This is a genomic window from Pusillimonas sp. ANT_WB101, from assembly GCF_008369125.1.
GTDB lineage: Bacteria > Pseudomonadota > Gammaproteobacteria > Burkholderiales > Burkholderiaceae_B > Allopusillimonas.
In genome coordinates, this window is sequence record NZ_VOAY01000003.1 from 580,788 (window position 1) to 604,098 (window position 23,311).

At 55.4% G+C, this 23,311-nt stretch carries 15 protein-coding genes and 1 pseudogene; 11 read left to right on the forward strand and 5 right to left on the reverse strand.

The genetic code is table 11. The features are described 5' to 3' along the window. Positions 1 to 98 precede the first annotated feature (98 nt). Together rpoB and rpoC are read left to right on the forward strand one after the other, a co-directional pair. Positions 99 to 4,211: a DNA-directed RNA polymerase subunit beta gene (gene rpoB, locus FQ179_RS15410; RefSeq protein ID WP_149398183.1), complete on the forward strand. Its 4,113-nt coding sequence runs from the start codon at positions 99 to 101 to the stop codon at positions 4,209 to 4,211. Next, positions 4,211 to 8,461, forward strand: coding sequence for a DNA-directed RNA polymerase subunit beta' (gene rpoC / locus FQ179_RS15415; protein WP_149398184.1), 4,251 nt, complete (start codon positions 4,211 to 4,213; stop codon positions 8,459 to 8,461). The genes rpoB and rpoC overlap by 1 nt, the downstream gene beginning before the upstream one ends. Positions 8,462 to 8,556: 95 nt before the next feature. On the opposite strand, the gene rocF is transcribed toward rpoC, so the two are convergent. After that, positions 8,557 to 9,510, reverse strand: coding sequence for an arginase (gene rocF, locus FQ179_RS15420; RefSeq protein WP_149398185.1), 954 nt, complete (start codon positions 9,508 to 9,510; stop codon positions 8,557 to 8,559). Then, positions 9,507 to 10,595: an ornithine cyclodeaminase gene (locus FQ179_RS15425; RefSeq protein WP_149398186.1), complete on the reverse strand. Its 1,089-nt coding sequence runs from the start codon at positions 10,593 to 10,595 to the stop codon at positions 9,507 to 9,509. The genes rocF and FQ179_RS15425 overlap by 4 nt, the downstream gene beginning before the upstream one ends. Before the next feature lie 143 nt (positions 10,596 to 10,738). Between FQ179_RS15425 and FQ179_RS15430 the strand changes: the two genes are divergently transcribed. Then, entirely contained in the window at positions 10,739 to 11,194 is a 456-nt protein-coding gene (locus FQ179_RS15430; RefSeq protein WP_149398187.1) for an Lrp/AsnC family transcriptional regulator, read from the forward strand. A 76-nt stretch (positions 11,195 to 11,270) separates the two neighbouring features. Here FQ179_RS15430 and FQ179_RS15435 read toward each other — a convergent pair whose 3' ends face one another. Genes FQ179_RS15435 through FQ179_RS15445 form a run of 3 tightly spaced genes read right to left on the reverse strand, consistent with a single transcriptional unit; the run spans position 11,271 to position 15,088 of the window. After that, complete coding sequence (locus FQ179_RS15435) at positions 11,271 to 13,265, reverse strand: CHASE2 domain-containing protein (protein WP_149398188.1); 1,995 nt, start codon at positions 13,263 to 13,265, stop codon at positions 11,271 to 11,273. Between the two features lie 3 nt (positions 13,266 to 13,268). After that, entirely contained in the window at positions 13,269 to 14,375 is a 1,107-nt protein-coding gene (locus FQ179_RS15440; RefSeq protein WP_149398189.1) for a FecR domain-containing protein, read from the reverse strand. Further along, positions 14,372 to 15,088, reverse strand: a complete 717-nt coding sequence (locus tag FQ179_RS15445) for a response regulator transcription factor (RefSeq protein WP_149398190.1) — start codon at positions 15,086 to 15,088, stop codon at positions 14,372 to 14,374. Before FQ179_RS15445 ends, FQ179_RS15440 begins: the two co-directional genes overlap by 4 nt. Positions 15,089 to 15,495: 407 nt before the next feature. Between FQ179_RS15445 and rpsL the strand changes: the two genes are divergently transcribed. From rpsL to FQ179_RS15480, 8 genes and pseudogenes are all read left to right on the forward strand, one after another. Further along, positions 15,496 to 15,873 (forward strand): 30S ribosomal protein S12, encoded by a 378-nt coding sequence (gene rpsL / locus FQ179_RS15450; RefSeq protein WP_088602190.1) that lies wholly within the window; start codon positions 15,496 to 15,498, stop codon positions 15,871 to 15,873. 139 nt (positions 15,874 to 16,012) lie between these two features. Next, positions 16,013 to 16,483, forward strand: coding sequence for a 30S ribosomal protein S7 (gene rpsG, locus FQ179_RS15455; protein WP_149398191.1), 471 nt, complete (start codon positions 16,013 to 16,015; stop codon positions 16,481 to 16,483). A gap of 15 nt (positions 16,484 to 16,498) precedes the next feature. Beyond that, entirely contained in the window at positions 16,499 to 18,601 is a 2,103-nt protein-coding gene (gene fusA / locus FQ179_RS15460; protein WP_149398192.1) for an elongation factor G, read from the forward strand. A gap of 79 nt (positions 18,602 to 18,680) precedes the next feature. After that, complete coding sequence (tuf, locus tag FQ179_RS15465) at positions 18,681 to 19,871, forward strand: elongation factor Tu (RefSeq protein WP_149398176.1); 1,191 nt, start codon at positions 18,681 to 18,683, stop codon at positions 19,869 to 19,871. 66 nt (positions 19,872 to 19,937) lie between these two features. Further along, positions 19,938 to 20,249, forward strand: coding sequence for a 30S ribosomal protein S10 (rpsJ, locus tag FQ179_RS15470; RefSeq protein ID WP_149398193.1), 312 nt, complete (start codon positions 19,938 to 19,940; stop codon positions 20,247 to 20,249). Positions 20,250 to 20,400: 151 nt separating this feature from the next. Then, positions 20,401 to 21,366 (forward strand): annotated as a pseudogene (locus FQ179_RS22950) (ABC transporter substrate-binding protein); the annotation flags it as partial. A gap of 255 nt (positions 21,367 to 21,621) precedes the next feature. Next, on the forward strand, positions 21,622 to 22,488 hold the full coding sequence (locus tag FQ179_RS22955) for a proline/glycine betaine ABC transporter permease (protein WP_223146282.1): 867 nt from the start codon (positions 21,622 to 21,624) through the stop codon (positions 22,486 to 22,488). Next, on the forward strand, positions 22,488 to 23,306 hold the full coding sequence (locus tag FQ179_RS15480; protein WP_149398195.1) for a betaine/proline/choline family ABC transporter ATP-binding protein: 819 nt from the start codon (positions 22,488 to 22,490) through the stop codon (positions 23,304 to 23,306). Before FQ179_RS22955 ends, FQ179_RS15480 begins: the two co-directional genes overlap by 1 nt. Positions 23,307 to 23,311 lie beyond the last annotated feature (5 nt).

The following is a 23,311-nucleotide window of genomic DNA, read 5'->3' on the forward strand; positions in this document are numbered from 1 at the left end:
CAATTTAGTGTGGGTATTTATTACCCGAGTTGGGTTTTCTGGAGTCGTAAACCAGGGCCGTGGTTGACGGCCCATGTAACCCTCGAGTCGGAGTGCTCATGCCTTATTCGTATACCGAAAAAAAGCGCATACGCAAGAGCTTCGCCAAGCGTGAAGACGTTCAAGACGTCCCGTACCTTTTGGCGACGCAGCTGCAATCGTATATAACTTTTTTGCAGGCGGATACTACACCTTCCAAACGTAAAGATGAAGGCCTTCAAGCGGCTTTCACCTCCATTTTTCCAATAGTAAGCCATAACCAGATGGCGCGCCTTGAGTTCGTAAGCTACGTGCTCGGTGAGCCTGTGTTTGACGTCAAAGAATGCCAGATGCGGGGCCTGACGTTTGCGTCGCCCCTGCGTGCCAAGGTGCGCCTGGTGCTCATGGACCGCGAAGTTAGCAAGCCCACGGTCAAAGAGGTCAAGGAGCAAGAAGTATACATGGGCGAAATCCCGCTCATGACCAATACGGGCTCATTTGTCATCAATGGTACTGAGCGCGTCATTGTTTCGCAGCTGCACCGTTCGCCCGGCGTGTTCTTTGAGCATGATCGAGGCAAAACACACAGTTCGGGCAAGCTGCTGTTCTCGGCACGGGTAATTCCGTACCGTGGTTCGTGGCTCGACTTTGAGTTCGATCCGAAAGACGTGCTGTTCTTCCGCGTCGACCGTCGACGCAAAATGCCCGTCACCATATTGCTCAAAGCTATCGGCATGATGCCCGAAGCCATTCTGGCCTGCTTCTTTGATTTCGACAATATCGAAATCCAGAACGAAGGGGGCATGCTCGAGTTCGTGTCTGAGCGTTGGAAGGGTGAAGTCGTTCACTTTGACATTACCGATCGCGACGGCAAAGTCATTGTCGAGAAAGACAAGCGTATCAATGCCAAGCATTTGCGTGATCTGGCTGCCGCCAATATTGAATACGTCTCGGTACCTGAAGACTTTCTCCTTGGCCAGGTGCTTGCCAAGGCACTGGTTAACGAAGAAACCGGCGAAGTCATCGGCAATGCCAATGACGAAATTACCGAAACCATGCTGGCCGAGATTCGTGCTGCTGGCATACGCAACATCCAGACGCTGTACATCAACGACCTGGATCGCGGCGGTTATATTTCGCAAACGCTACGCACTGACGAAACCGCAGACCAGATGGCTGCACGTGTCGCCATCTACCGCATGATGCGTCCTGGTGAGCCACCTACCGAAGATGCGGTCGAGGCTTTGTTCCAGCGCCTGTTCTACAACGAAGACGCTTATGATCTTTCACGCGTAGGTCGCATGAAGGTCAATAGTCGTCTGGGCCGTGGTGATGACATCACCGGTCCGCTGACGCTCACCGATGAAGACATTCTTGAAACCATCAAGGTGCTCGTCGAGTTGCGTAACGGCCGAGGCCAGATCGATGACATTGATCACCTGGGTAATCGCCGTGTGCGCTGTGTGGGCGAGCTTGCCGAGAATCAGTTCCGTGCTGGTCTGGTGCGCGTAGAACGCGCCGTCAAAGAGCGTCTGGGCCAGGCTGAGGCTGAAAACCTTATGCCGCACGATCTCATCAACTCCAAGCCTATCTCTGCGGCCATCAAAGAGTTTTTTGGTTCGAGCCAGCTGTCGCAGTTTATGGACCAGACCAATCCATTGTCCGAGATCACGCACAAGCGTCGCGTCTCGGCGCTTGGGCCTGGCGGTCTTACGCGTGAGCGTGCCGGTTTTGAAGTGCGTGACGTGCATCCTACTCACTACGGCCGCGTCTGCCCCATCGAAACACCTGAAGGCCCGAACATCGGCCTGATCAACTCGATGGCACTGTACGCCCGTCTCAATGAGTATGGTTTTCTCGAAACGCCATATCGCAAAATTATTGACGGCAAGGTCAGCGCACAGATCGACTATCTGTCTGCTATCGAAGAAAGCAACTACGTCATTGCACAGGCCAACGCGCATCTTGACGAAATAGGTCAGTTTACCGACGATCTGGTCGCGTGCCGTCAGGCAGGCGAAACCATGTTGACGGCACCGTCCAACGTGCATTACATGGACGTGGCGCCTTCACAGATCGTTTCGGTCGCTGCATCGCTCATTCCGTTTCTTGAGCATGATGACGCCAACCGTGCGCTCATGGGTGCCAACATGCAACGCCAGGCTGTTCCTTGCCTGCGTCCTGAAAAGCCTCTGGTTGGCACCGGCATCGAGCGCTCCGTAGCGGTCGACTCGGGCACCACGGTGCAAGCACGTCGCGGTGGCGTGGTTGATCACGTTGACGCAGAGCGTGTGGTTATTCGCGTCAATGATGACGAGAACGTCGCGGGTGAAGTGGGTGTAGACATCTACAACCTCATCAAGTACACGCGTTCCAACCAGAACACCAACATCAACCAGCGTCCCATCGTCAAACGTGGTGACCTGGTAGCGCGTGGTGATGTGCTGGCTGACGGCGCTTCGACCGATCTGGGCGAGTTGGCGCTGGGTCAGAACATGCTTATCGCCTTCATGCCCTGGAACGGCTATAACTTCGAAGACTCGATTCTCATCTCCGAGAAAATCGTGGCCGACGATCGTTATACGTCCATCCACATTGAAGAGCTCACGGTTGTCGCCCGCGACACCAAGCTTGGGCCTGAAGAGATCACGCGAGACATCAGCAACCTGGCCGAAACTCAGCTTAATCGTCTTGATGACTCTGGTATCGTTCACATCGGCGCTGAAGTGCGTGCCGATGACGTGCTGGTTGGTAAGGTAACGCCCAAGGGCGAAACCCAGCTCACACCAGAAGAAAAACTGCTGCGCGCCATTTTTGGCGAGAAGGCATCAGACGTCAAAGACACGTCGCTGCGTGTGCCCTCGGGCATGGTCGGCACGGTTATCGACGTGCAGGTCTTCACGCGTGAAGGCATTGATCGCGACAAGCGCGCACAGTCCATCATTGATGACGAACTGCGTCGCTATCGCCAAGACCTCAATGACCAGCTGCGTATTGTCGAAGACGACGCTTTTGATCGTATTGGCAAGTTCCTGGTCGGCAAGGTCGTCAATGGCGGCCCGCGCAAGATGGCCAAAGGCACCGAGATCTCCAAAGAGTATCTGGCTGACCTCGATCGCTGGCAGTGGTTTGACATTCGTCTTTCCGACGAGGCGCACGCCGTACAGCTTGAGCAGACCAAAGAGTCACTCGAGCAGAAGCGTCACCAGTTTGATCTGGCCTTCGAAGAAAAGCGTAAGAAGCTTACGCAGGGCGACGAGCTGCCTCCTGGCGTGCTCAAGATGATCAAGGTGTATCTGGCCGTCAAGCGTCGTCTGCAGCCTGGCGACAAGATGGCTGGCCGTCACGGTAACAAAGGTGTTGTGTCCCGCATTACGCCTGTCGAAGACATGCCGCACATGGCCGATGGTACGCCTGCCGACATCGTTCTTAACCCGCTGGGCGTGCCTTCGCGTATGAACGTCGGGCAGGTGCTCGAAGTTCACCTTGGCTGGGCAGCCAAGGGCATTGGGTATCGTATCGCCAACATGATCGATGACGAGAAAGCACTGCAGATTAAAGATCTGCGCGACTATCTCGGACAGGTCTACGACACCACGGGTTCGGGTGCTCACCTTGAGCGGCTTACCGATACCGAGCTGATCGAAATGGCGCGTAATCTCAAGAGCGGCTTGCCGGTTGCCACGCCTGTGTTTGACGGTGCGACCGAAGAAGAGATCACCCAGATGCTCGAGCTTGCCTATCCTGACGACATCGCCGAAAAACTCAAGCTTACGGGTACGCGTACGCAGGCTTGGCTTTACGACGGTCGTACCGGTGAACAGTTCGAGCGTCCGGTCACCATCGGGTACATGCACTACCTCAAGTTGCATCACCTGGTTGACGACAAAATGCACGCCCGTTCTACTGGTCCTTACTCGCTGGTTACGCAGCAACCACTGGGTGGTAAAGCCCAGTTTGGTGGTCAACGTTTCGGTGAGATGGAGGTCTGGGCGCTGGAAGCCTACGGTGCTTCGTACACGCTGCAAGAGATGCTTACGGTCAAGTCTGATGACATTGCCGGCCGCACCAAGGTGTACGAGAACATCGTCAAGGGTGACCACGTCATCGAAGCTGGTATGCCCGAGTCGTTCAACGTTCTGGTCAAAGAAATTCGATCCTTGTCCCTGGACATGGATCTGGAGCGTAAATAATGAAAGCGCTACTCGATTTATTTAAACAAGTCTCGCAAGATGACCAATTCGATGCCATCAAAATTGGCATCGCATCGCCGGAGAAAGTGCGGTCGTGGTCTTATGGTGAGGTGCGCAAGCCCGAAACCATTAACTACCGCACTTTCAAGCCCGAGCGTGACGGTTTGTTCTGCGCCAAAATTTTCGGGCCAGTCAAAGACTATGAGTGTCTGTGCGGCAAGTACAAGCGCCTGAAGCATCGTGGCGTTATCTGCGAAAAGTGCGGTGTCGAAGTTACCGTAGCCAAAGTGCGCCGCGAGCGCATGGGTCATATCGAGCTGGCCAGCCCCGTCGCGCACATCTGGTTCCTCAAGAGCCTGCCGTCGCGTCTGGGCATGGTGCTCGACATGACGCTGCGCGATATTGAGCGTGTGCTCTACTTCGAAGCCTGGTGCGTTATCGAACCTGGCATGACACCGCTCAAGCGCGGTCAGATCATGTCCGATGATGACTATCTCGCCAAGACCGAAGAGTACGGTGACGACTTCCACGCACTCATGGGTGCCGAAGCCGTTCGCGAGTTGCTGCGCACGATCGATATCGATCGTGACGTAGAAACCCTGCGCGCCGAACTCAAGGCCACGTCATCAGACGCCAAGATCAAAAAAATCTCCAAGCGCCTCAAAGTGCTTGAGGGTTTCCAGAAGTCGGGCATCAAGCCTGACTGGATGATCATGGAAGTGCTGCCGGTGCTTCCGCCTGAACTGCGTCCGCTGGTGCCGCTTGATGGCGGCCGTTTCGCTACGTCCGACCTGAACGACCTTTATCGTCGCGTCATCAACCGCAACAATCGTCTGAAGCGTCTGCTTGAGCTCAAGGCACCAGACATCATCTTGCGCAACGAAAAGCGCATGCTGCAAGAGTCGGTTGATTCGCTGCTCGACAACGGTCGTCGCGGCAAGGCCATGACAGGCGCCAACAAGCGTCAGCTCAAGTCGCTCGCCGACATGATCAAAGGCAAAAGCGGTCGTTTCCGTCAGAACCTGCTGGGCAAGCGTGTTGACTACTCCGGCCGTTCGGTTATTGTGGTGGGCCCGCAGCTTAAACTGCATCAGTGCGGTCTGCCCAAGCTGATGGCGCTTGAGCTGTTCAAGCCGTTTATTTTCAATCGTCTTGAAATGATGGGTTTGGCGACCACGATTAAGGCTGCCAAGAAGCTGGTTGAGAGCCAGGAACCTGTGGTGTGGGACATCCTCGAAGAGGTGATCCGCGAGCACCCCGTTATGCTCAACCGTGCGCCTACGTTGCACCGTCTGGGTATTCAGGCGTTCGAGCCGGTACTGATCGAAGGCAAGGCCATTCAGCTTCACCCGCTGGTTTGCGCTGCCTTTAACGCCGACTTTGACGGTGACCAGATGGCCGTTCACGTGCCACTGTCGCTTGAAGCCCAGCTTGAGGCCCGCACTCTGATGCTGGCTTCCAATAACATACTGTTCCCGGCCAACGGCGAGCCCTCCATCGTGCCGTCGCAAGACATCGTGCTGGGGCTTTACTACGCAACACGCGAGCGTATTAACGGCAAAGGCGAAGGCATTTTCTTCACCGATGTAGCAGAGGTTCAGCGCGCTTACGACAACCACGAAGTCGAGCTGCAATCTCGCGTTACCGTGCGTTTGCCTGAGTACGAAAAAGACGAAAATGGTCAATGGCAGCCTATCGTGCGCCGTTTCGAAACCACTGTCGGCCGTGCTTTGCTTTCCGAGATTTTGCCTCAAGGGCTGCCTTTCTCCGTGCTTAATCGCGCGCTCAAGAAGAAAGAAATCTCGCGTTTGATCAACCAGTCGTTCCGTCGCTGCGGCCTGCGTGCCACCGTAATTTTTGCTGACAAGCTGATGCAATCGGGTTTCCGTCTGGCAACTCGTGGCGGTATTTCTATTGCCATGAGCGACATGCTGATTCCCTCGGCCAAGGAAGGTATTCTTGCCCAGGCCAGCAAAGAGGTCAAAGAGATCGACAAGCAGTATTCGTCAGGTCTGGTAACTGGTCAAGAACGCTACAACAACGTGGTCGACATCTGGGGCAAGGCTGGCGATAAGGTCGGCAAGGCCATGATGGAGCAACTGGCGACCGAGCCTGTGATCGACCGTCATGGCGAAGAAGTTCGTCAAGAGTCGTTCAACTCCATCTATATGATGGCTGACTCTGGCGCGCGGGGTTCCGCTGCACAGATCCGCCAGCTGGCTGGTATGCGCGGCCTGATGGCCAAGCCTGACGGTTCCATTATCGAAACGCCTATTACCGCCAACTTCCGTGAAGGCTTGAACGTACTTCAGTACTTCATTTCCACACACGGGGCGCGTAAAGGTCTGGCTGATACGGCGCTTAAAACGGCGAACTCGGGTTACCTGACCCGCCGTCTGGTCGACGTGACGCAAGATCTGGTCATTACCGAAATGGATTGCGGCACGACACGTGGCTACACCATGAAGGCGCTGATCGAGGGCGGTGAAGTGGTTGAGCCCCTGCGCGAGCGTATTTTGGGTCGAGTGGCGGCGATTGATATCGTCAACCCCGAAACTCAGGAAACCGCTGTAACGGCTGGCACGCTGCTTGACGAAGACACGGTCGAGTACATCGACAGTCTCGGCATCGACGAGGTCAAGATCCGTACGCCGCTCACTTGCGAAACGCGTCATGGCCTGTGCGCACACTGCTATGGTCGTGATCTGGGTCGTGGTTCTATGGTTAACCGTGGCGAAGCGATTGGTGTTATCGCTGCGCAATCCATTGGTGAGCCCGGCACGCAGCTTACGATGCGTACCTTCCACATTGGTGGTGCGGCATCACGTTCGGCCCTGGCCAGTTCGGTCGAGACCAAGTCTGCAGGTACCATCGGCTTTGCCATTGGCCTGCGTTATGTCACTAACGCTAAAGGCGAACGTGTCGCCATTTCGCGTTCCGGCGAGATCGTGGTGTTTGACGATAACCGTCGTGAGCGCGAGCGTCATAAAGTGCCATACGGTGCAACGATTGCCGTGGGCGATGGCGACGTCGTCAAGGCAGGTGCACGTCTGGCTTCATGGGATCCGCTCACGCGACCCATCGTGTCAGAGTACGCCGGTACAGTTCGCTTTGAGAACATCGACGAGGGCGTTACGGTTGCCCGCCAGGTCGATGATGTAACAGGCTTGTCGACGCTGGTTGTCATTACGCCCAAGACGCGTGGTGGCAAGATCGTCATGCGTCCGCAAATCAAGATCCTCAACGAAGCAGGCGATGAGATCAAGATTGCCGGTACTGATCACTCGGTCAATATCTCGTTCCCGGTTGGCGCATTGATTACCGTGCGTGATAACCAGCAGGTAACGGTTGGCGAGATTCTGGCGCGTATTCCGCAAGAATCGCAAAAAACCCGCGATATTACCGGTGGTCTGCCCCGCGTGGCCGAACTGTTCGAAGCTCGTTCCCCGAAAGATGCCGGTATGCTGGCAGACGTTACGGGTACGGTTTCCTTCGGTAAAGACACCAAGGGCAAGCAGCGCCTGGTCATCACCGACATGGACGGAATCAGTCACGAGTTTCTTATTCCCAAAGAGAAGCAGGTTCTCGTGCATGACGGTCAGGTCGTGAACAAGGGCGAGATGATCGTCGACGGCCCCGCCGATCCGCATGATATTCTGCGTCTCAAGGGCATCGAGCAGCTTGCCAACTACATCGTTAATGAAGTGCAAGACGTATACCGTCTGCAGGGCGTAAAGATCAACGACAAGCACATTGAAGTGATTGTTCGTCAGATGCTGCGTCGCGTAAACATTACCGATGCGGGCGATACCGACTTCATCACGGGTGAGCAGGTCGAGCGCTCCGAGTTGTTGAATGCAAACGATCGCATGGAAGCCGAGGCAAAAATTCCAGCCAAGTACGACAACGTACTGTTGGGTATTACCAAAGCATCACTGTCGACCGATTCGTTCATCTCTGCGGCGTCCTTCCAGGAAACCACACGCGTACTTACCGAGGCTGCCATTATGGGCAAGCGCGATGATCTGCGTGGCTTGAAAGAAAACGTTATTGTGGGTCGTTTGATTCCTGCGGGTACCGGGATGGCCTTCCATCTTGCCCGTAAGGATAAAGAGGCTAACGAGGCGGCAGAGCGCAAGGCCGCCCGTGCCATGGCTAACCCTTTTGAAGATGCTCCGGCCGCCGAAGCGGTTGAAGTTCATCAAGAAGCCCAGCCTACTGGCGAAGCTGAAGGGTCTGCAACCGAGTAAGCAGTGTTCGTGGCAATGTAAATGCAAAAGCGCCAGGTTTAAAAGCCTGGCGCTTTTGTTTTTGGTTCAGCCAACGTCAATGGGCGCTCACTTTGCTATACAGATCGCAGCAAGGTTGTTTTGCCGAACAAACTCTGGATCAGTTCGACAACCAGTGTGGCCGTCTGGTTGCGCACATCGAGGGCGGGGTTCAGTTCCACCACATCCAGGGATCCCAGGCACGCTGTTTCGGCGATCATTTCCATGCAAAGCTGGGCCTCACGGTAACCGGGGCCGCCACATACCGTCGTACCGGTGCCGGGAGCAATCGAAGGGTCCAGGAAGTCGACGTCGAAACTTACATGCAAATGCACATTGCCCTGGCGTATGTCGCGCAGCGCACGACGCATCACCTTATACATGCCTAGCTCGTCAATAAGACGCATGTCGTAGGCTTCAATACTTAATGCGCGAATCATCTGCTTTTCGGCGTCGTCCACGCTGCGCAGCCCTATCAGTTTAAGTTCGCCTGATGTAAGCGCGGGCGCTGAGCCAGCCAGGGTGGTCAGTTGCTCAGGACCCATACCATGCAGGCAGGCCACGGGTATGCCGTGAACATTGCCCGATGGCGAGATTTCGGGCGTATTGCAGTCTGCGTGTGCGTCCAGCCAGAGAACACGCAGAAGTTTGCCGTGTTTGCGGCAATGTTGTGCCACTGCACTGATAGACCCGATGGCCAGGTGATGATCGCCACCGAGCATAATAGGTGTTTGCCCATTGTCGAGTTCGTTCAGCACGGCGTCGAAAACCGTGTGGTTCCAGTGTGTACACTCGGCGAGATTACGTAGCCCATATGGCTTATCGCGTGGCCCTCGTGGGTTGGGTGGGCCCGATAGGTTGCCTAAGTCACTCACTCGTATGCCCAGTGTTTCAAGTGCAGACCCGAGCTGGGCCACACGCAAGGCCTCAGGCCCCATGCAGGAGCCAATGTTCGCTGCTCCTGCATCAGAGGGTGCTCCGATCAGCGATACGGAAGGTTGTGCTGCACGTGATGCCGCTGCGGTTCTCACGCTATCACTCGGTCAAAGAGCAACGCACCAGCCGCCTGTGCATTGAGCAGACCAAACAGGTTCTTCGGGTCTTGCAGTGCAGGAATCAGCTCAAGCGGCTGCAGTATCCCGGCTTCCTGGGCGCGCGCATACATGTAGCGCAGGGCAGAGTAGTCTTCCAGTGCAAAGCCGACCGAATCAAAAATAGTGATCTGGGTGGGTGACAGACGGCCAGGGGACGATTTTTGTAGTACCTGCCAAAGCTCAGTGACGGCGAAATCAGCAGGCATTTGCTGCAGTTCGCCTTCAATACGTGTCTGGGGCTCAAACTCGACGAAAACATTGCCTTTGTAAAGCAAGCTAGCCTCAAGCTCTGTTTTTCCGGGGCAGTCACCCCCCACGGCGTTGATATGCGTGCCGGGTGCCACCATGTCCGCTCGCAGAATGATGGCGTTGGTGTTATCTGCGGTGATCGTAGTGATAATGTCTGCGCCGCGCACGGCTTCGGCGGTGCTGGAACAACAAACCACTTCGATCGGGTAGGGAGCAAGGTTTTGATGAAGTTTGTGCATGGCCATCCCATCAATGTCGTAGATGCGAAGCGTATCAATGCCCAGCACGCCATGAAAGGCCAATGCCTGGAATTCACTTTGTGTCCCGTTTCCGATAAGCGCCATACAGTGGCTTTCTGGACGCATGAGTTGGCGCGCCGCCATGACGGATGTCGCTGCTGTGCGTAGTGCCGTGCTTAGCGTAAGTTCGCTGAGAAATATCGGCATGCCATTGGCCATATTGGCCAGGGCGCCAAAAGCCATTACCGTGGGCAAACCGCGGTGTGTATTTATGGGATGGCCATTGACGTACTTAAAGGCGTAGTCGCTGGCATCGGATATGGGCATGAGTTCAATGACACCATCTGGGCTGTAGTTGCCGATGCGCACTGATTTGGTGAAATCTTGCCAGCGCATGAAGTTATGTTCAATGGCTTGTGCCATACCTTGCAGGCATTCTATGACACCAACGCGTGTAACCAGTTTGGCTGCCTGGTTGTAGCCCAGAAAATCAGTATGTATGCCAAACGGTGTCAAATTTGCAGTGTGTGTCATGAGCGTGATCTCCTGTGCGTGTTGTACAGCGGCATATGCGCCACCTTACTTAACAGGTTGCCACAACACCTCTTCAATTCAAATCAGGCTAAATGCGTGCATAACGGTAGAATGTTGTCATTATGGCAACCTAATTTAACGAAATGGATCAAGTTGACCAGCAACTCATTGCGCTTTTGCGCAACAACGCCCGTTCGGGCGTAGCAACGCTCGCAAAGCGATTGGGCGTGTCGCGCGGCACGGTGGCCAATCGCATCCGTAAACTTGAAGACAGCGGCCAAATCGTGGGCTACACCATACGGCTGCGGCCCAAGTCCGAGGCGGCCGATATAGTTGCGTGGATGAGTATTTCCATAGAAGGCAACGACGCCCGCCGCGTGTCCTTCAGCCTGCTGGGTGAGCCTGGGGTGTCTTCATTGCATAGCACCAATGGGCAGTGGGATCTGCTGGCCGAATTGCGGGTGGCCAGTCTGGCAGAACTTGCCCAGGTGCTCGAAAGAGTGCGGCTCATCAAGGGTATTAGCAATACAGAAACCAGCATCCACCTTGAAACCTATCGGGCGTCGTTGAAGCAGGATAGGTCGCAAGAGCGAGCCTGACCTGGCGTGCACCATCGGACGAGGGGGCATGCAGTGGCAGACAAAACAGGGTTTTGATGATTGTCCGGAAATCCGGTTATTCGTCGCCCTCGGTATCCGGCGGCGGCGGGGCGCAAGCAGGTAAATGCACAATAAATTCTGTGCCATCACCTGGCTGGCTGCGCGCTTCAATGGTGCCGCCGTGGCGCTCGATAACGGTTTTGACAAAGGAAAGTCCCAGGCCAGCGCCTGTGGGGTTGTCAGCAGAATCAGTACCAAGGCGCTGGAAGCTGTGAAACAGCAGCCCAATCTCTTTTGCAGCAATGCCCCGACCCTGGTCCTTGATCTTTACCAACCAGTGTTGCCCCGAGGCAGAAGGTGTAATCGTGCAGCTTATACGGGTGTTCCCAGGGCTATATTTGATGGCATTGTCGATCAGGTTAGACAGTGCGCGACATAACAGCGTCCAGTCGCCGCGAACCCAGGCCTGTTCAGGGTGCTGTTCAATTTCGACAGTTATTTGTCGCCGCGTGGCCTGGGCCCAGAAATCATCCACAGCATGTTCTGTTAAATCGACCAGGTTAAAGACGGTATTCTGGAATTGCATGGCTTCTGCACGCGCCAGCTGCACAAAGCCATCAACCAGGTTAAGAGTTTTCGTGGCGTATAGCTGTACCCGTTTCATGGCCTCGGGCTGGCTCAGCGCCGTCGAAGGGTTGTTTTGCAATTGCGCCAACGCGATGATGGAGTTTTGTGGCGCGCGCATATCATGCGAGAGGAACCGCAGCGTGTCGTCACGTTTTTGCTGCGCCAACCGCAGTTGCCTGATCGCATTATGCAGTTGCGAAACACGTGACGAAAGGGTTTCATCCCCGGAAGATGGGTCGGTGGGTACCAGCTCTTCACCCAAGGCGAGCCGGTCTCCGGTCAGCGTTTCGAGCTCGCGGTCGAGCTGCTGCAGCGATACCTCTTGATTGCGCCAGCTCCATAACGGATACGCAACCGCCACGCCTATCAGCGAAGCGGTAATTGGCAGCCAGATGCCCGCAAAGTACATAACCAGTATGCAGCTTGTCGCCGTCAGTATTAAGGTACTGGCGGCGGCCAGAAATGCTCGGCGCGGAGACAGGCGTCGGAAAGCCAGACAGGCCAGCAAAACAGGCAGTGTGGACAATAATGCGGCCAACAGGCGGTTGGGCGTGTGAATCCAGTTATTTTCAAGAGATGAGTTCAGGGCGTTGGCGAGCACCTCCACGCCTGCCATGGTTTCTCCGTGCCGGGTCAGTGGCGTCGGAAAGGCGTCACCCAAGCCCGAGCCCCAGGAACCAACGAGTACATATTTGTTGCGGAAGGTTGCTGGAGGGATGTCGCCGTTCAATACATGGGCGTAAGGATAGTGTGTGTAATGCCCAGGTGGGCCTGCATAAGGAATTAGCAGAGCCTGGTCAGGGCGTGATACCACCCGTGCAGACGAATCAACGCCAGCAACGTCGAGCATGGACAGCACCAGGTGTTGAGCGGAAAGCCCTGACGGCAGCTCCATGCGCGGGATGATCGAGCGTATGACGCCGTCTTCGTCAGGGTAGATATTGAAGTAGCCCTGCTTGGCCGCCGCATTTATCAATGACGGCCTGGCTCGAATTAGTGCAGTCCCGTCATTGGTGACCATGGACGGCAGTACGACGCGCCCCTGGATGGCGATTGCTTTGGCCAGTAAGGAATCATCCAAGGGATATGCGGGGTTGGTATCGCTGAGCAGCAAGTCAAAACCGACGACCCGGGCTTGTTTCAGTTGCCCCAGCAGTCGCGCGTGTACCGCGCGTCGCCACGGCCAGTATCCGAGCGCTTCGATGCTGCTGTCATCAATTGTGATAATGACTATGTCGTTGTTGTGTGAGGGCTTCAGGGTATTGGCCAGCACCCTGTCGTAAAACGTGTGATCTATGCGGGCAATACCTGTTTGTGCGCCAAAATAGCTGAGCGTCAGGGTTAGCAGTACCATGAGCACGGTGACCAGCAGCCATTCTGTCTGAACACGACGGTCAAGGTTTCCCCAGAAATCCCCCGGCGTTGGTGCTTCGGACCCGGCCATGAATCAGTAGTCGTTAAGCATTATAGGCAAGCCAAAGCCCGACATGACGGGCTGGCCATCACCCCAACTTAGCACCGACTGCCCAAGAAAAGGTTGTGCTGCATCAGGCCCGCTCAGGCCATCGGCGTCAGTAGCCCGTACGAGTACATAGAAACTGCCGGCCTCTGGCGCATGGAATGTTACGTCTGGCTGAGAAAATGTCTGGCTGGAATACACACGCGTGCCGTTTATATCATCGGCTACATGGACGAGGTAGGACGCGGCTCCTGGAACTGCAGGAAACTGCAGACCCCAACCGCTGGGGCCTCGTTCAGGGGCGGACAGTTCTGGCGCGGGCAGAAGCGACCGCACGGCTTTAAGTGTGCCAGATGCATCTGTGACGGCACCCTGGCCTGCACGCAAGTTAGCCTGCCCCTGGCCCGAAGCCGCGAGAGCGGCGCGTCCTTCGAGCACTTCGGTGTGTGAGCCTTCGGGGTCTGCGCGCACACGCAGATCGGTGCCGCGCACCCCTGTGATGGTGACCGGAGTCCGCACCTCGAAGCGGCCCACGCCAGCTTTTTCTGGCGCCACCTGTGCCTCGAGAGCGCCGTCTTGCACGTGCATGATGGAGTCTGTGAGCCGGGCGCCTCTGAATACTTGCAGACGCTCAAAGCTGATCGACGAGTCGGCCGGGATGGATAAGGTGCTGCCGTCTTCGAGCTGCAGGGTTGCGTAGCTGTTGTCGCCGCTGGTGATAACCCCTGTTTCATCGACGCTGTCGCCGATCGACAACGGTCGGCCCGCAAGCGTTACCGTGCCTTGTACATGAAGCACGCGTGCCTGCGAAGGGTCTTCGGGAATCATCGAGAAGGGGATATGGATGGCTTTACCTATCTGCAACTCTGTGGGCTCGGGCACGTTGTTCAGGGTTTGCAGCACACGCCAATTGCTTGTGGCTTCAGTAAACCGTTGTGATACACCGCCAAGCGTGTCTCCGGGTTGCGCCAGATAGATAAAATTTTCGCCCTGGGCTCCGGCAGGCTGCGCACTGGTTAATGCAGGCACTAGCATGACCACCAGGGCCACAGCCGCTATCAGACTGCTCCCCATGTTTATCGATTTGGCAATCATGGTGTGGGGTCGTCCTGATTGTCTGCAAGTAGTTCTAGCCGGTAACCCAGCGCGTACGACGCAGTAAGTCGCACGCCGTTTTCAGGGCGCAACTGCAGCTTGCGGCGGATATTGGATAAATGCGTGTCCAGCGTACGTGACGTTGCGGGGATCTCGCGGTTCCATACGTTGTTGCTCAGAACATCTCTTGAAAACAGTCGCCCGGGGTTGCGAAAAAACAGCAAAGCCAACTCGTATTCTTTGGGAGCCAGTTCAACGAGAGCGCCATGAAGAGAGATAGTCTGTGCGGCGGGGTGTACAAGATAGTTGGCGCAATTGAAAGCGTCTTCCTGGCTGGCCACCGGCGTAGCTATGCGACGGTGCAGTGCATTGATACGGGCTATGAGTTCGCCTGTGCGCAAAGGCTTGACCACATAATCGTCAGCGCCGGCCTGCAGACCAGTAACCAGGTCGGATTCTTGCGTGCGATTGGTTAAAAACATGACGGGGATGCTCTGGCCAAGATTGCCACGCACCCACCTGACAATATCCAGACCGCTTATATCGGGAACTTGCCAGTCAAGCAGTAGAAGATCAAAATCGTGGTCGCGGCTAAGGGCCGCCAGAAAAGCTTTGCCTGTTACGAACAAAGTACAGGTATGCCCGGCCTCCTGGAGTACAGCCTGGATGAACCGACCTTGGACTTCATCATCTTCAAGGGAAGCTATGTGCATGTATGCGATAAATAAACGATTTTAATAACCTGAACCGCTATGTTACGACACATGTCTCTATAGTGTCGAGCAAGCTAACTATAAGCGGTATGGGTTCTCAGGCAGCAATGCTGAGTAATCAAAAGCATGTTGACGATTAACTTGTGCACGTGCTACTATGGCGAGCTTACTTTCAGGGCCTCTGTGCTATGGCACTAAAAGTAATACACCCAGCTTTGCTGCAAGACCCGCTCTTTTACGTATTTCGTGCCAGGCGGTTTTTGCGCAAACCGCCTGAGGCTGTAGTGGTAAGGCATCTCTTCAATTTATAGAGATATAGCCGGCCAGCAGCGACAGGCGTTTATCACTCATACGTCTAACAGTACGCAAGTACCGAATGCGTAAAAGTCACAGGATGCGTAAAGGTTATGCCAACCATTAGCCAACTCGTGCGTAAGCCGCGCGAAGTCAGCCGCGCAAGCAGCAAGAGCCCCGCGCTCGAAAACTGCCCGCAGCGCCGTGGTGTTTGCACTCGCGTGTACACCACCACCCCCAAAAAACCTAACTCAGCTTTGCGTAAAGTCGCCAAGGTTCGTCTTACCAACGGTTTCGAAGTTATTTCGTACATCGGCGGTGAAGGCCACAACCTGCAAGAACACTCAGTGGTTCTTGTGCGCGGCGGTCGTGTAAAAGACTTGCCAGGTGTGCGTTACCACATCGTTCGTGGCTCGCTCGACTTGCAAGGGGTCAAAGACCGCAAGCAGTCGCGCTCCAAGTACGGTGCAAAACGCCCCAAGAAAGCTTAAGTTTTTCCTCTGTCCGGCAAGTCCGGGCGTCTCAGTGCAGCCGTGGGCAGTCCGCCCGCAGCATGTAAGTGATCATCTTTAATGGGTGATCAAGGCCGCAATAACGCGGTTCAACTGAACAGTCACAAGGAAGTTAAAAATGCCTCGTCGTCGCGAAGTTCCCAAACGTGAAATTCTTCCCGATCCTAAATTTGGCAGCGTAGATCTTGCCAAATTCATGAACGTTGTCATGCTGTCTGGCAAGAAAGCCGTAGCCGAACGCATCATCTACGGCGCCTTTGATCACATCCAGGCTAAAACTGGCAAAGAGCCTATCGAAGTGTTCAATACTGCCATCAGCAACATCAAGCCTCTCGTAGAAGTGAAAAGCCGCCGTGTCGGTGGCGCGAACTATCAAGTGCCGGTTGAAGTGCGCCCTGTGCGCCGCCTGGCCCTTGCCATGCGCTGGTTGCGTGAAGCAGCCAAAAAACGTGGTGAGAAATCGATGGATCTGCGCCTTGCCGGCGAACTGCTTGACGCCTCCGAAGGTCGTGGCGGCGCCATGAAGAAGCGGGAAGACACGCACAAGATGGCAGAGGCCAACAAGGCATTCAGCCATTTCCGTTGGTAATCTAAGGACACAATCATGGCCCGCAAAACCCCGATCGAGCGCTATCGCAACATTGGTATTTCCGCGCATATCGATGCCGGCAAAACCACGACCACCGAGCGCATCCTGTTCTATACCGGCGTCAACCACAAAATTGGCGAAACCCATGAAGGCTCCGCCACCATGGACTGGATGGAGCAGGAACAAGAACGCGGCATCACCATCACGTCGGCTGCCACCACCGCCTTCTGGAGCGGCATGGCAGGTGATCGTCCTGAGCATCGTATCAACATCATCGACACCCCGGGGCACGTTGACTTCACCATTGAAGTTGAGCGTTCCATGCGTGTGCTCGATGGCGCCTGCATGGTTTACTGCGCTGTGGGTGGTGTTCAGCCCCAGTCTGAAACCGTATGGCGTCAGGCCAACAAATACGGCGTGCCCCGTCTTGCCTTCATCAACAAGATGGACCGCACCGGTGCAAACTTCTTCAAGGTCTACGATCAGCTCAAGTTGCGCCTGAAAGCCAACCCTGTGCCTATCGTTATCCCAATCGGGGCTGAAGACACCTTCAAAGGCGTGGTCGACCTCGTACTTATGAAAGGCATCGTATGGGACGAAGCCACCCATGGCACCAAGTTCGACTACATCGACATCCCCGCTGACCTGGTTGATCAGGCCAACGAGTGGCATGAAAAGCTGGTCGAGTCGGCGGCCGAAGCCAACGAAGAACTCATGGACAAATACCTTGAGTCGGGTGCGCTTTCTGCCGAAGAGATCAACGAGGGTATCCGCCTGCGCACCATTGCTGGCGAAATCCAGCCCATGTTGTGCGGTACTGCCTTCAAAAACAAGGGCGTGCAGCGCATGCTCGACGCAGTGCTTGACTACCTGCCTTCGCCAGTTGATATCCCGCCTGTCAAGGGCATGGATGATGACGGCAACGAAATCAGCTTGCCTGCTGATGACTCCGCCAAGTTCTCCGCACTTGCGTTCAAACTAATGAGCGACCCCTTTGTGGGCCAGCTTACATTTGTGCGCGTGTATTCGGGTGTTCTGCATTCCGGCGAGACGGTTTACAACCCGATCAAGTCGAAAAAAGAACGTATTGGCCGCATCTTGCAGATGCACGCCAATAACCGTGCCGAGATCAAAGAAGTTCTGGCGGGCGACATCGCCGCTGTGGTTGGTCTGAAAGACGTCACCACTGGCGAAACACTGTGCGACGTCGGTCAGCACATCTTGCTTGAGCGTATGGAGTTCCCCGAGCCTGTTATTTCGCAGGCTGTCGAGCCCAAGACCAAGGCTGATCAAGAAAAAATGGGTGTTGCTCTTTCGCGTCTGGCACAGGAAGATCCTTCTTTCCGTGTCACCAGCGACGAAGAGTCGGGCCAAACCATTATTTCGGGTATGGGCGAGTTGCACCTTGAGGTTCTGGTTGACCGCATGCGCCGTGAATTCGGTGTTGAGGCCAACGTCGGTAAGCCACAAGTGGCTTACCGTGAAACCATCCGCAAAACTTGCGAAGAAATCGAAGGCAAGTTCGTCAAGCAGTCGGGCGGTCGTGGTCAGTATGGTCACGTTGTGCTCAAGCTTGAGCCTCTCGAACAAGGCGGTGGTTACCAGTTCGTTGACGCAATTAAGGGCGGCGTGGTGCCACGCGAGTACATCCCTGCTGTCGACAAGGGTATTCAAGAAACTCTGCCAGCTGGTGTGGTTGCGGGTTACCCGGTCGTAGACGTAAAAGTTACGCTTTTCTTCGGTTCGTACCACGATGTTGACTCGAACGAAAACGCGTTCCGCATGGCTGCTTCCATGGCTTTCAAAGACGGTATGCGCAAGGCCAGCCCTGTGCTGCTCGAGCCCATGATGGCTGTCGACGTTGAAACTCCCGAAGAGTATGCCGGTACGGTCATGGGCGATCTGTCCTCCCGTCGCGGTATGGTTCAGGGCATGGATGATATCCCTGGCGGCGGTAAAATCATCAAGGCTGAAGTGCCTCTGGCTGAGATGTTTGGTTACTCGACCAACCTGCGTTCACAAACGCAAGGGCGTGCAACCTACTCCATGGAGTTCAAGCATTACGCCGAGGCTCCGAAGAACGTCGCTGAAGAAGTTATCAGCGCACGTGGCAAGTAATTAATCAATTCCTGCCCGTTTTGTGTAAACGGGCAGGTAACTTTTTTATGTTTCCTTGAAAACATTGATGGGATAAATCATGGCAAAAGGTAAGTTTGAACGAACCAAACCGCACGTCAACGTAGGTACGATCGGGCACGTTGACCACGGCAAGACCACGCTGACGGCAGCGATAACGACAGTGCTTTCGACGGCATTCGGTGGCGAAGCCAAAGGCTACGCCCAGATCGACGCAGCGCCTGAAGAAAAAGCGCGCGGCATCACGATCAACACCTCGCACGTTGAGTACGAAACCAAGGCACGTCACTACGCACACGTAGACTGCCCGGGCCACGCTGACTATGTCAAAAACATGATCACCGGCGCAGCGCAGATGGACGGCGCTATTCTGGTGGTTTCGGCCGCTGACGGCCCCATGCCGCAAACGCGTGAGCACATCCTGCTGTCGCGCCAGGTGGGCGTGCCTTACATCATCGTGTTCCTGAACAAGGCCGACATGGTTGATGACGAAGAGCTGCTCGAGCTGGTCGAAATGGAAGTGCGCGAGCTGCTCTCCAAGTACGACTTTCCGGGCGACGATACGCCCATCATCAAGGGTTCGGCCAAGCTGGCTCTTGAGGGTGACGAAGGTCCTCTGGGCAAGCAAGCCATCATGCAGCTGGCCGACGCACTGGACAACTACATTCCTACGCCTGAGCGTGCCATTGACGGCGCATTCCTGATGCCTGTTGAAGACGTGTTCTCCATCTCGGGTCGCGGCACGGTGGTTACCGGTCGTATCGAGCGTGGCATTGTCAAGGTCGGCGAAGAAATCGAAGTGGTCGGTATCAAAGACACCATCAAAACGACCTGCACGGGCGTTGAGATGTTCCGCAAGCTGCTTGACCAGGGTCAGGCAGGCGATAACGTGGGTGTGTTGCTGCGCGGTACCAAGCGTGAAGACGTCGAGCGTGGTCAGGTTCTGGCCAAGCCCGGCTCGATCAAGCCGCACACAGACTTTGACGCTGAAGTGTACATTTTGTCCAAAGATGAGGGTGGCCGTCATACGCCGTTCTTCCAGGGCTATCGTCCACAGTTTTACTTCCGTACTACCGACGTAACGGGTACGATTGAGCTGCCGGCCGACAAAGAAATGGTTCTGCCAGGTGACAACGTGTCCATGAAGGTTAGCCTGATTGCACCGATCGCCATGGAAGAAGGCCTGCGTTTCGCTATTCGTGAAGGCGGCCGTACTGTTGGTGCAGGCGTTGTAGCCAAGATCCTCAAGTAATAAAGGCATAGCCGCTGATGGCGGGAGCAATATTGCTCCCGTCTAATTCGTTCTTTAGGAATACCCATGAAAAACCAGAAAATCCGCATCCGTCTCAAGGCTTTTGACTACAAACTGATCGATCAGTCGGCAGCAGAAATCGTCGAAACCGCCAAGCGCACGGGCGCGGTAGTGCGTGGTCCAGTACCGCTGCCTACCCGCATTCGTCGTTTAGACATACTGCGTTCGCCTCACGTCAACAAGACGGCGCGCGACCAGTTTGAAATGCGTACGCACCAGCGTCTGATGGATATCGTGGATCCAACCGACAAAACTGTTGATGCGCTCATGCGTCTTGACCTGCCAGCAGGTGTAGACGTAGAAATCGCATTGCAGTAAGCTGTTGGGCAAGCGCCATGGGCTTCGCGCCCCCGGCGCAATAAACAAAACGCCATGCTTGTCGCATGGCGTTTTGCGTTGTATCAGGCACCACATGACATGGCACTCGTAGCCGGGCCAATAAACGTCCGCAACTCCAGGAGACAACGACATGGCAGGATTTCGGGCTTTTCTTGGCGGGGTGGCTTCGGTCGTTCTTGCGGCCTGTTCTCTGTTACCACAAGCGGTGCAGGCACAGCCCGCAGCGTCATCGTGCAATGGCGGGCATCCCATAAAGCTGGCAGACCAAACTTGGGAGAGCGCCAGTTTTACCACCCATGTCATCAGTGACCTACTTGAACTGGCGTTTGGCTGCCAAACTGAAGTCGTGCCTGGCACGACTGCGGCTACCGAATCTGCGCTGGCTCAGAACGACGTGCAGATTATTGCCGAGCAATGGACTGGGCGCTCGCCCATTATCGAAAAGGCCATTGATGCGGGTGATGTCAGCGTCGTGGGCGACACATTGGCTGGCGGAGCCGTTCAAGGTTGGTATGTACCTGATTACGTCGTACACGGTGATCCAGCGCGGGGTATCGAACCCATGGCGCCAGAGCTTGAGTCCTGGAAAGACTTGCCACGCTATAAAGAGCTATTTCGTGATCCCGAAGTGCCGTCTAAAGGGCGCTTTCTCAATTGCCCTACTGGCTGGGTCTGCGAGCAAACCAATACGCGACTGCTTACGGTGCACGGCTTAAATGATGATTACAACAACTTTCGTGCGGGCACCGGCGCCGCCCTCGATGCAGCCATAAGCTCCGCCTATGATCGCGGCAAACCCGTGCTGTTTTACTACTGGCAACCCGCCGGTTTGATGGCCAAGTACAAGTTTTTCAAAATCAAGCAAGATCCCTTTAACCAGGCTTGCTGGGACACCATTGTCAGCGGCAAGGGTAAGCTGTGTTCCAGCGACTTCCTGGTAGCCCACCTGGGGATCGGTGTGTCGACACCGTTCGTCAACGCCAACCCCCAGCTTGTCACCTTTTTTAAGCACTTGCAGTTTCAGCCTGCGCTGCTTAACCAGATGATTCTTGAAATAACCGAAACGCGGGTCAGCGGATCTGACATGGCAGAGCAGTTTCTGAAGAAGCACCCGCAGATATGGAGCGCCTGGTTGCCTGCAGATGCTGCTGCCCGCGCTAGCGCTGCATTAGGCATAGCCCCGGCAGCGCATGAGGCCACAGCCGAAGGCGCAACGTCCACGATTGTCTCTGAACAGAAGTCAGGCTCAGACAATGCTTCCGATCGGGCAACTGACGCAAAGACCGGTGAAGCCACAACGCAGCAACAATCCGTGAATCCGTTTGCAGCCGCCGGGAATGCGGCATCAGGCATTTTTCCTGACTGGTCTGTAGCCGGGTTTGTGAATGATCGACTGGTACAAATAGTTAAGCGTTACGGCGGCGTATTCCGTGACGTCAGTGAGCGTATTCTGGTCACTATATTGCTGCCGTTGGAACGCGCGTTGCAGGCGGTGCCGCCGTGGTTGTTTCTGGCGTTCGTTGCGGGGCTGGCGTGGCATGCCACGCGTAAGCCCCTTTCAACCGTGTTGTACGTCGTCTGTTTGTACCTGATTGGTGCGGTAGGTCTTTGGGACAAACTTATCCAGACATTTGCGCTGGTACTGGTGTCGACGGCGTTTTCCATTGTGATAGGCATACCCGTGGGCATTATTGCGGCACGCAGTCGTATCTTGCGCCGCCTGCTCACACCCGTGCTAGACGTTATGCAGACGCTGCCCAGCTTCGTCTACCTTATCCCTGTGCTTATGCTGTTTGGGCTAGGCAAGGTGCCAGCCCTGTTCGCAACCGTTATTTATGCTGTGCCGCCGCTTATCCGCCTGACTATTCTGGGTTTGCGACACGTTGATCGTGATGTCATGGAAGCGGCGCAGGCTTTTGGTGTGACACGATGGCAGATGCTGACCCGGGTTAGTCTGCCACTGGCGCGCCCAAGCATTATGGCGGGTATCAACCAAACGACCATGATGGCCTTGGCCATGGTCGTGGTGGCGTCCATGATCGGTGCACGGGGGTTGGGCGAGGACGTACTGGCGGGTATTCAGACGCTGGATGTGGGGCGCGGATTGCAGGCGGGTGTAGCCATTGTGATTCTGGCCATCGTGATTGACCGTATTACCCAGGCGTATGGCAGGCCGCGTCGGCGGCGGCTTGCTATGAAGCGGCAGGAGCAAGAGTGATGGACGCTATCAAAATACAGATCCGTAACGTTTACAAGGTATTCGGCCCGCGTGAAGCCGAGGCTGTGGCCATGTTGCACCAAGGCGTCGAGAAAGAAGTGGTGCAGGGTGAAACCGGCTGTAATGTGGGGCTCGCGGGTGTTAACGCACAAATTCCCACGGGTCGTATTACATGCATCATGGGGCTTTCGGGGTCAGGCAAATCAACATTGGTGCGCCATCTGAATCGTCTGATCGACCCCTCGGCCGGTGAGATCCTGGTCGACGGTGAAAATATTCTCGCACTGAGTATGCCTGAGCTGCGAGAACTGCGTCGTTATAAAGTAAGCATGGTGTTCCAGAGCTTCGGGCTTCTGCCGCATATCAATGTTCTTGATAACGTAGCCTTTGGTCTGTCTGTGCGCGGAGAAAACAAGCCAAAGGCGCGCGAGTCAGCCATGCTTTGGCTGGAGCGGGTTGGTCTGACCGGTTACGAACAGAACTACCCCGATGAGCTTTCAGGTGGCATGCGGCAGCGTGTGGGTTTGGCGCGTGCGCTTGCTATCGATGCCGAGGTGTTGTTAATGGATGAGGCGTTTTCAGCGCTGGATCCACTCATCCGTTACGACATGCAGGATCAATTGCTGGTCTTGCAGCAAAAGCTCCAAAAAACCATTGTGTTCATTACGCACGATATTGATGAAGCCCTCAGGCTGGGACAGCATATTGTTATTTTGCGTGATGGTAAGGTCGAACAGGCGGGCACTCCCGACGATATCCGTGATCATCCGGTAAACGAATACGTTGAGCGGTTTGTGGTCCGGCGAACTGTTGCCTGATGTTG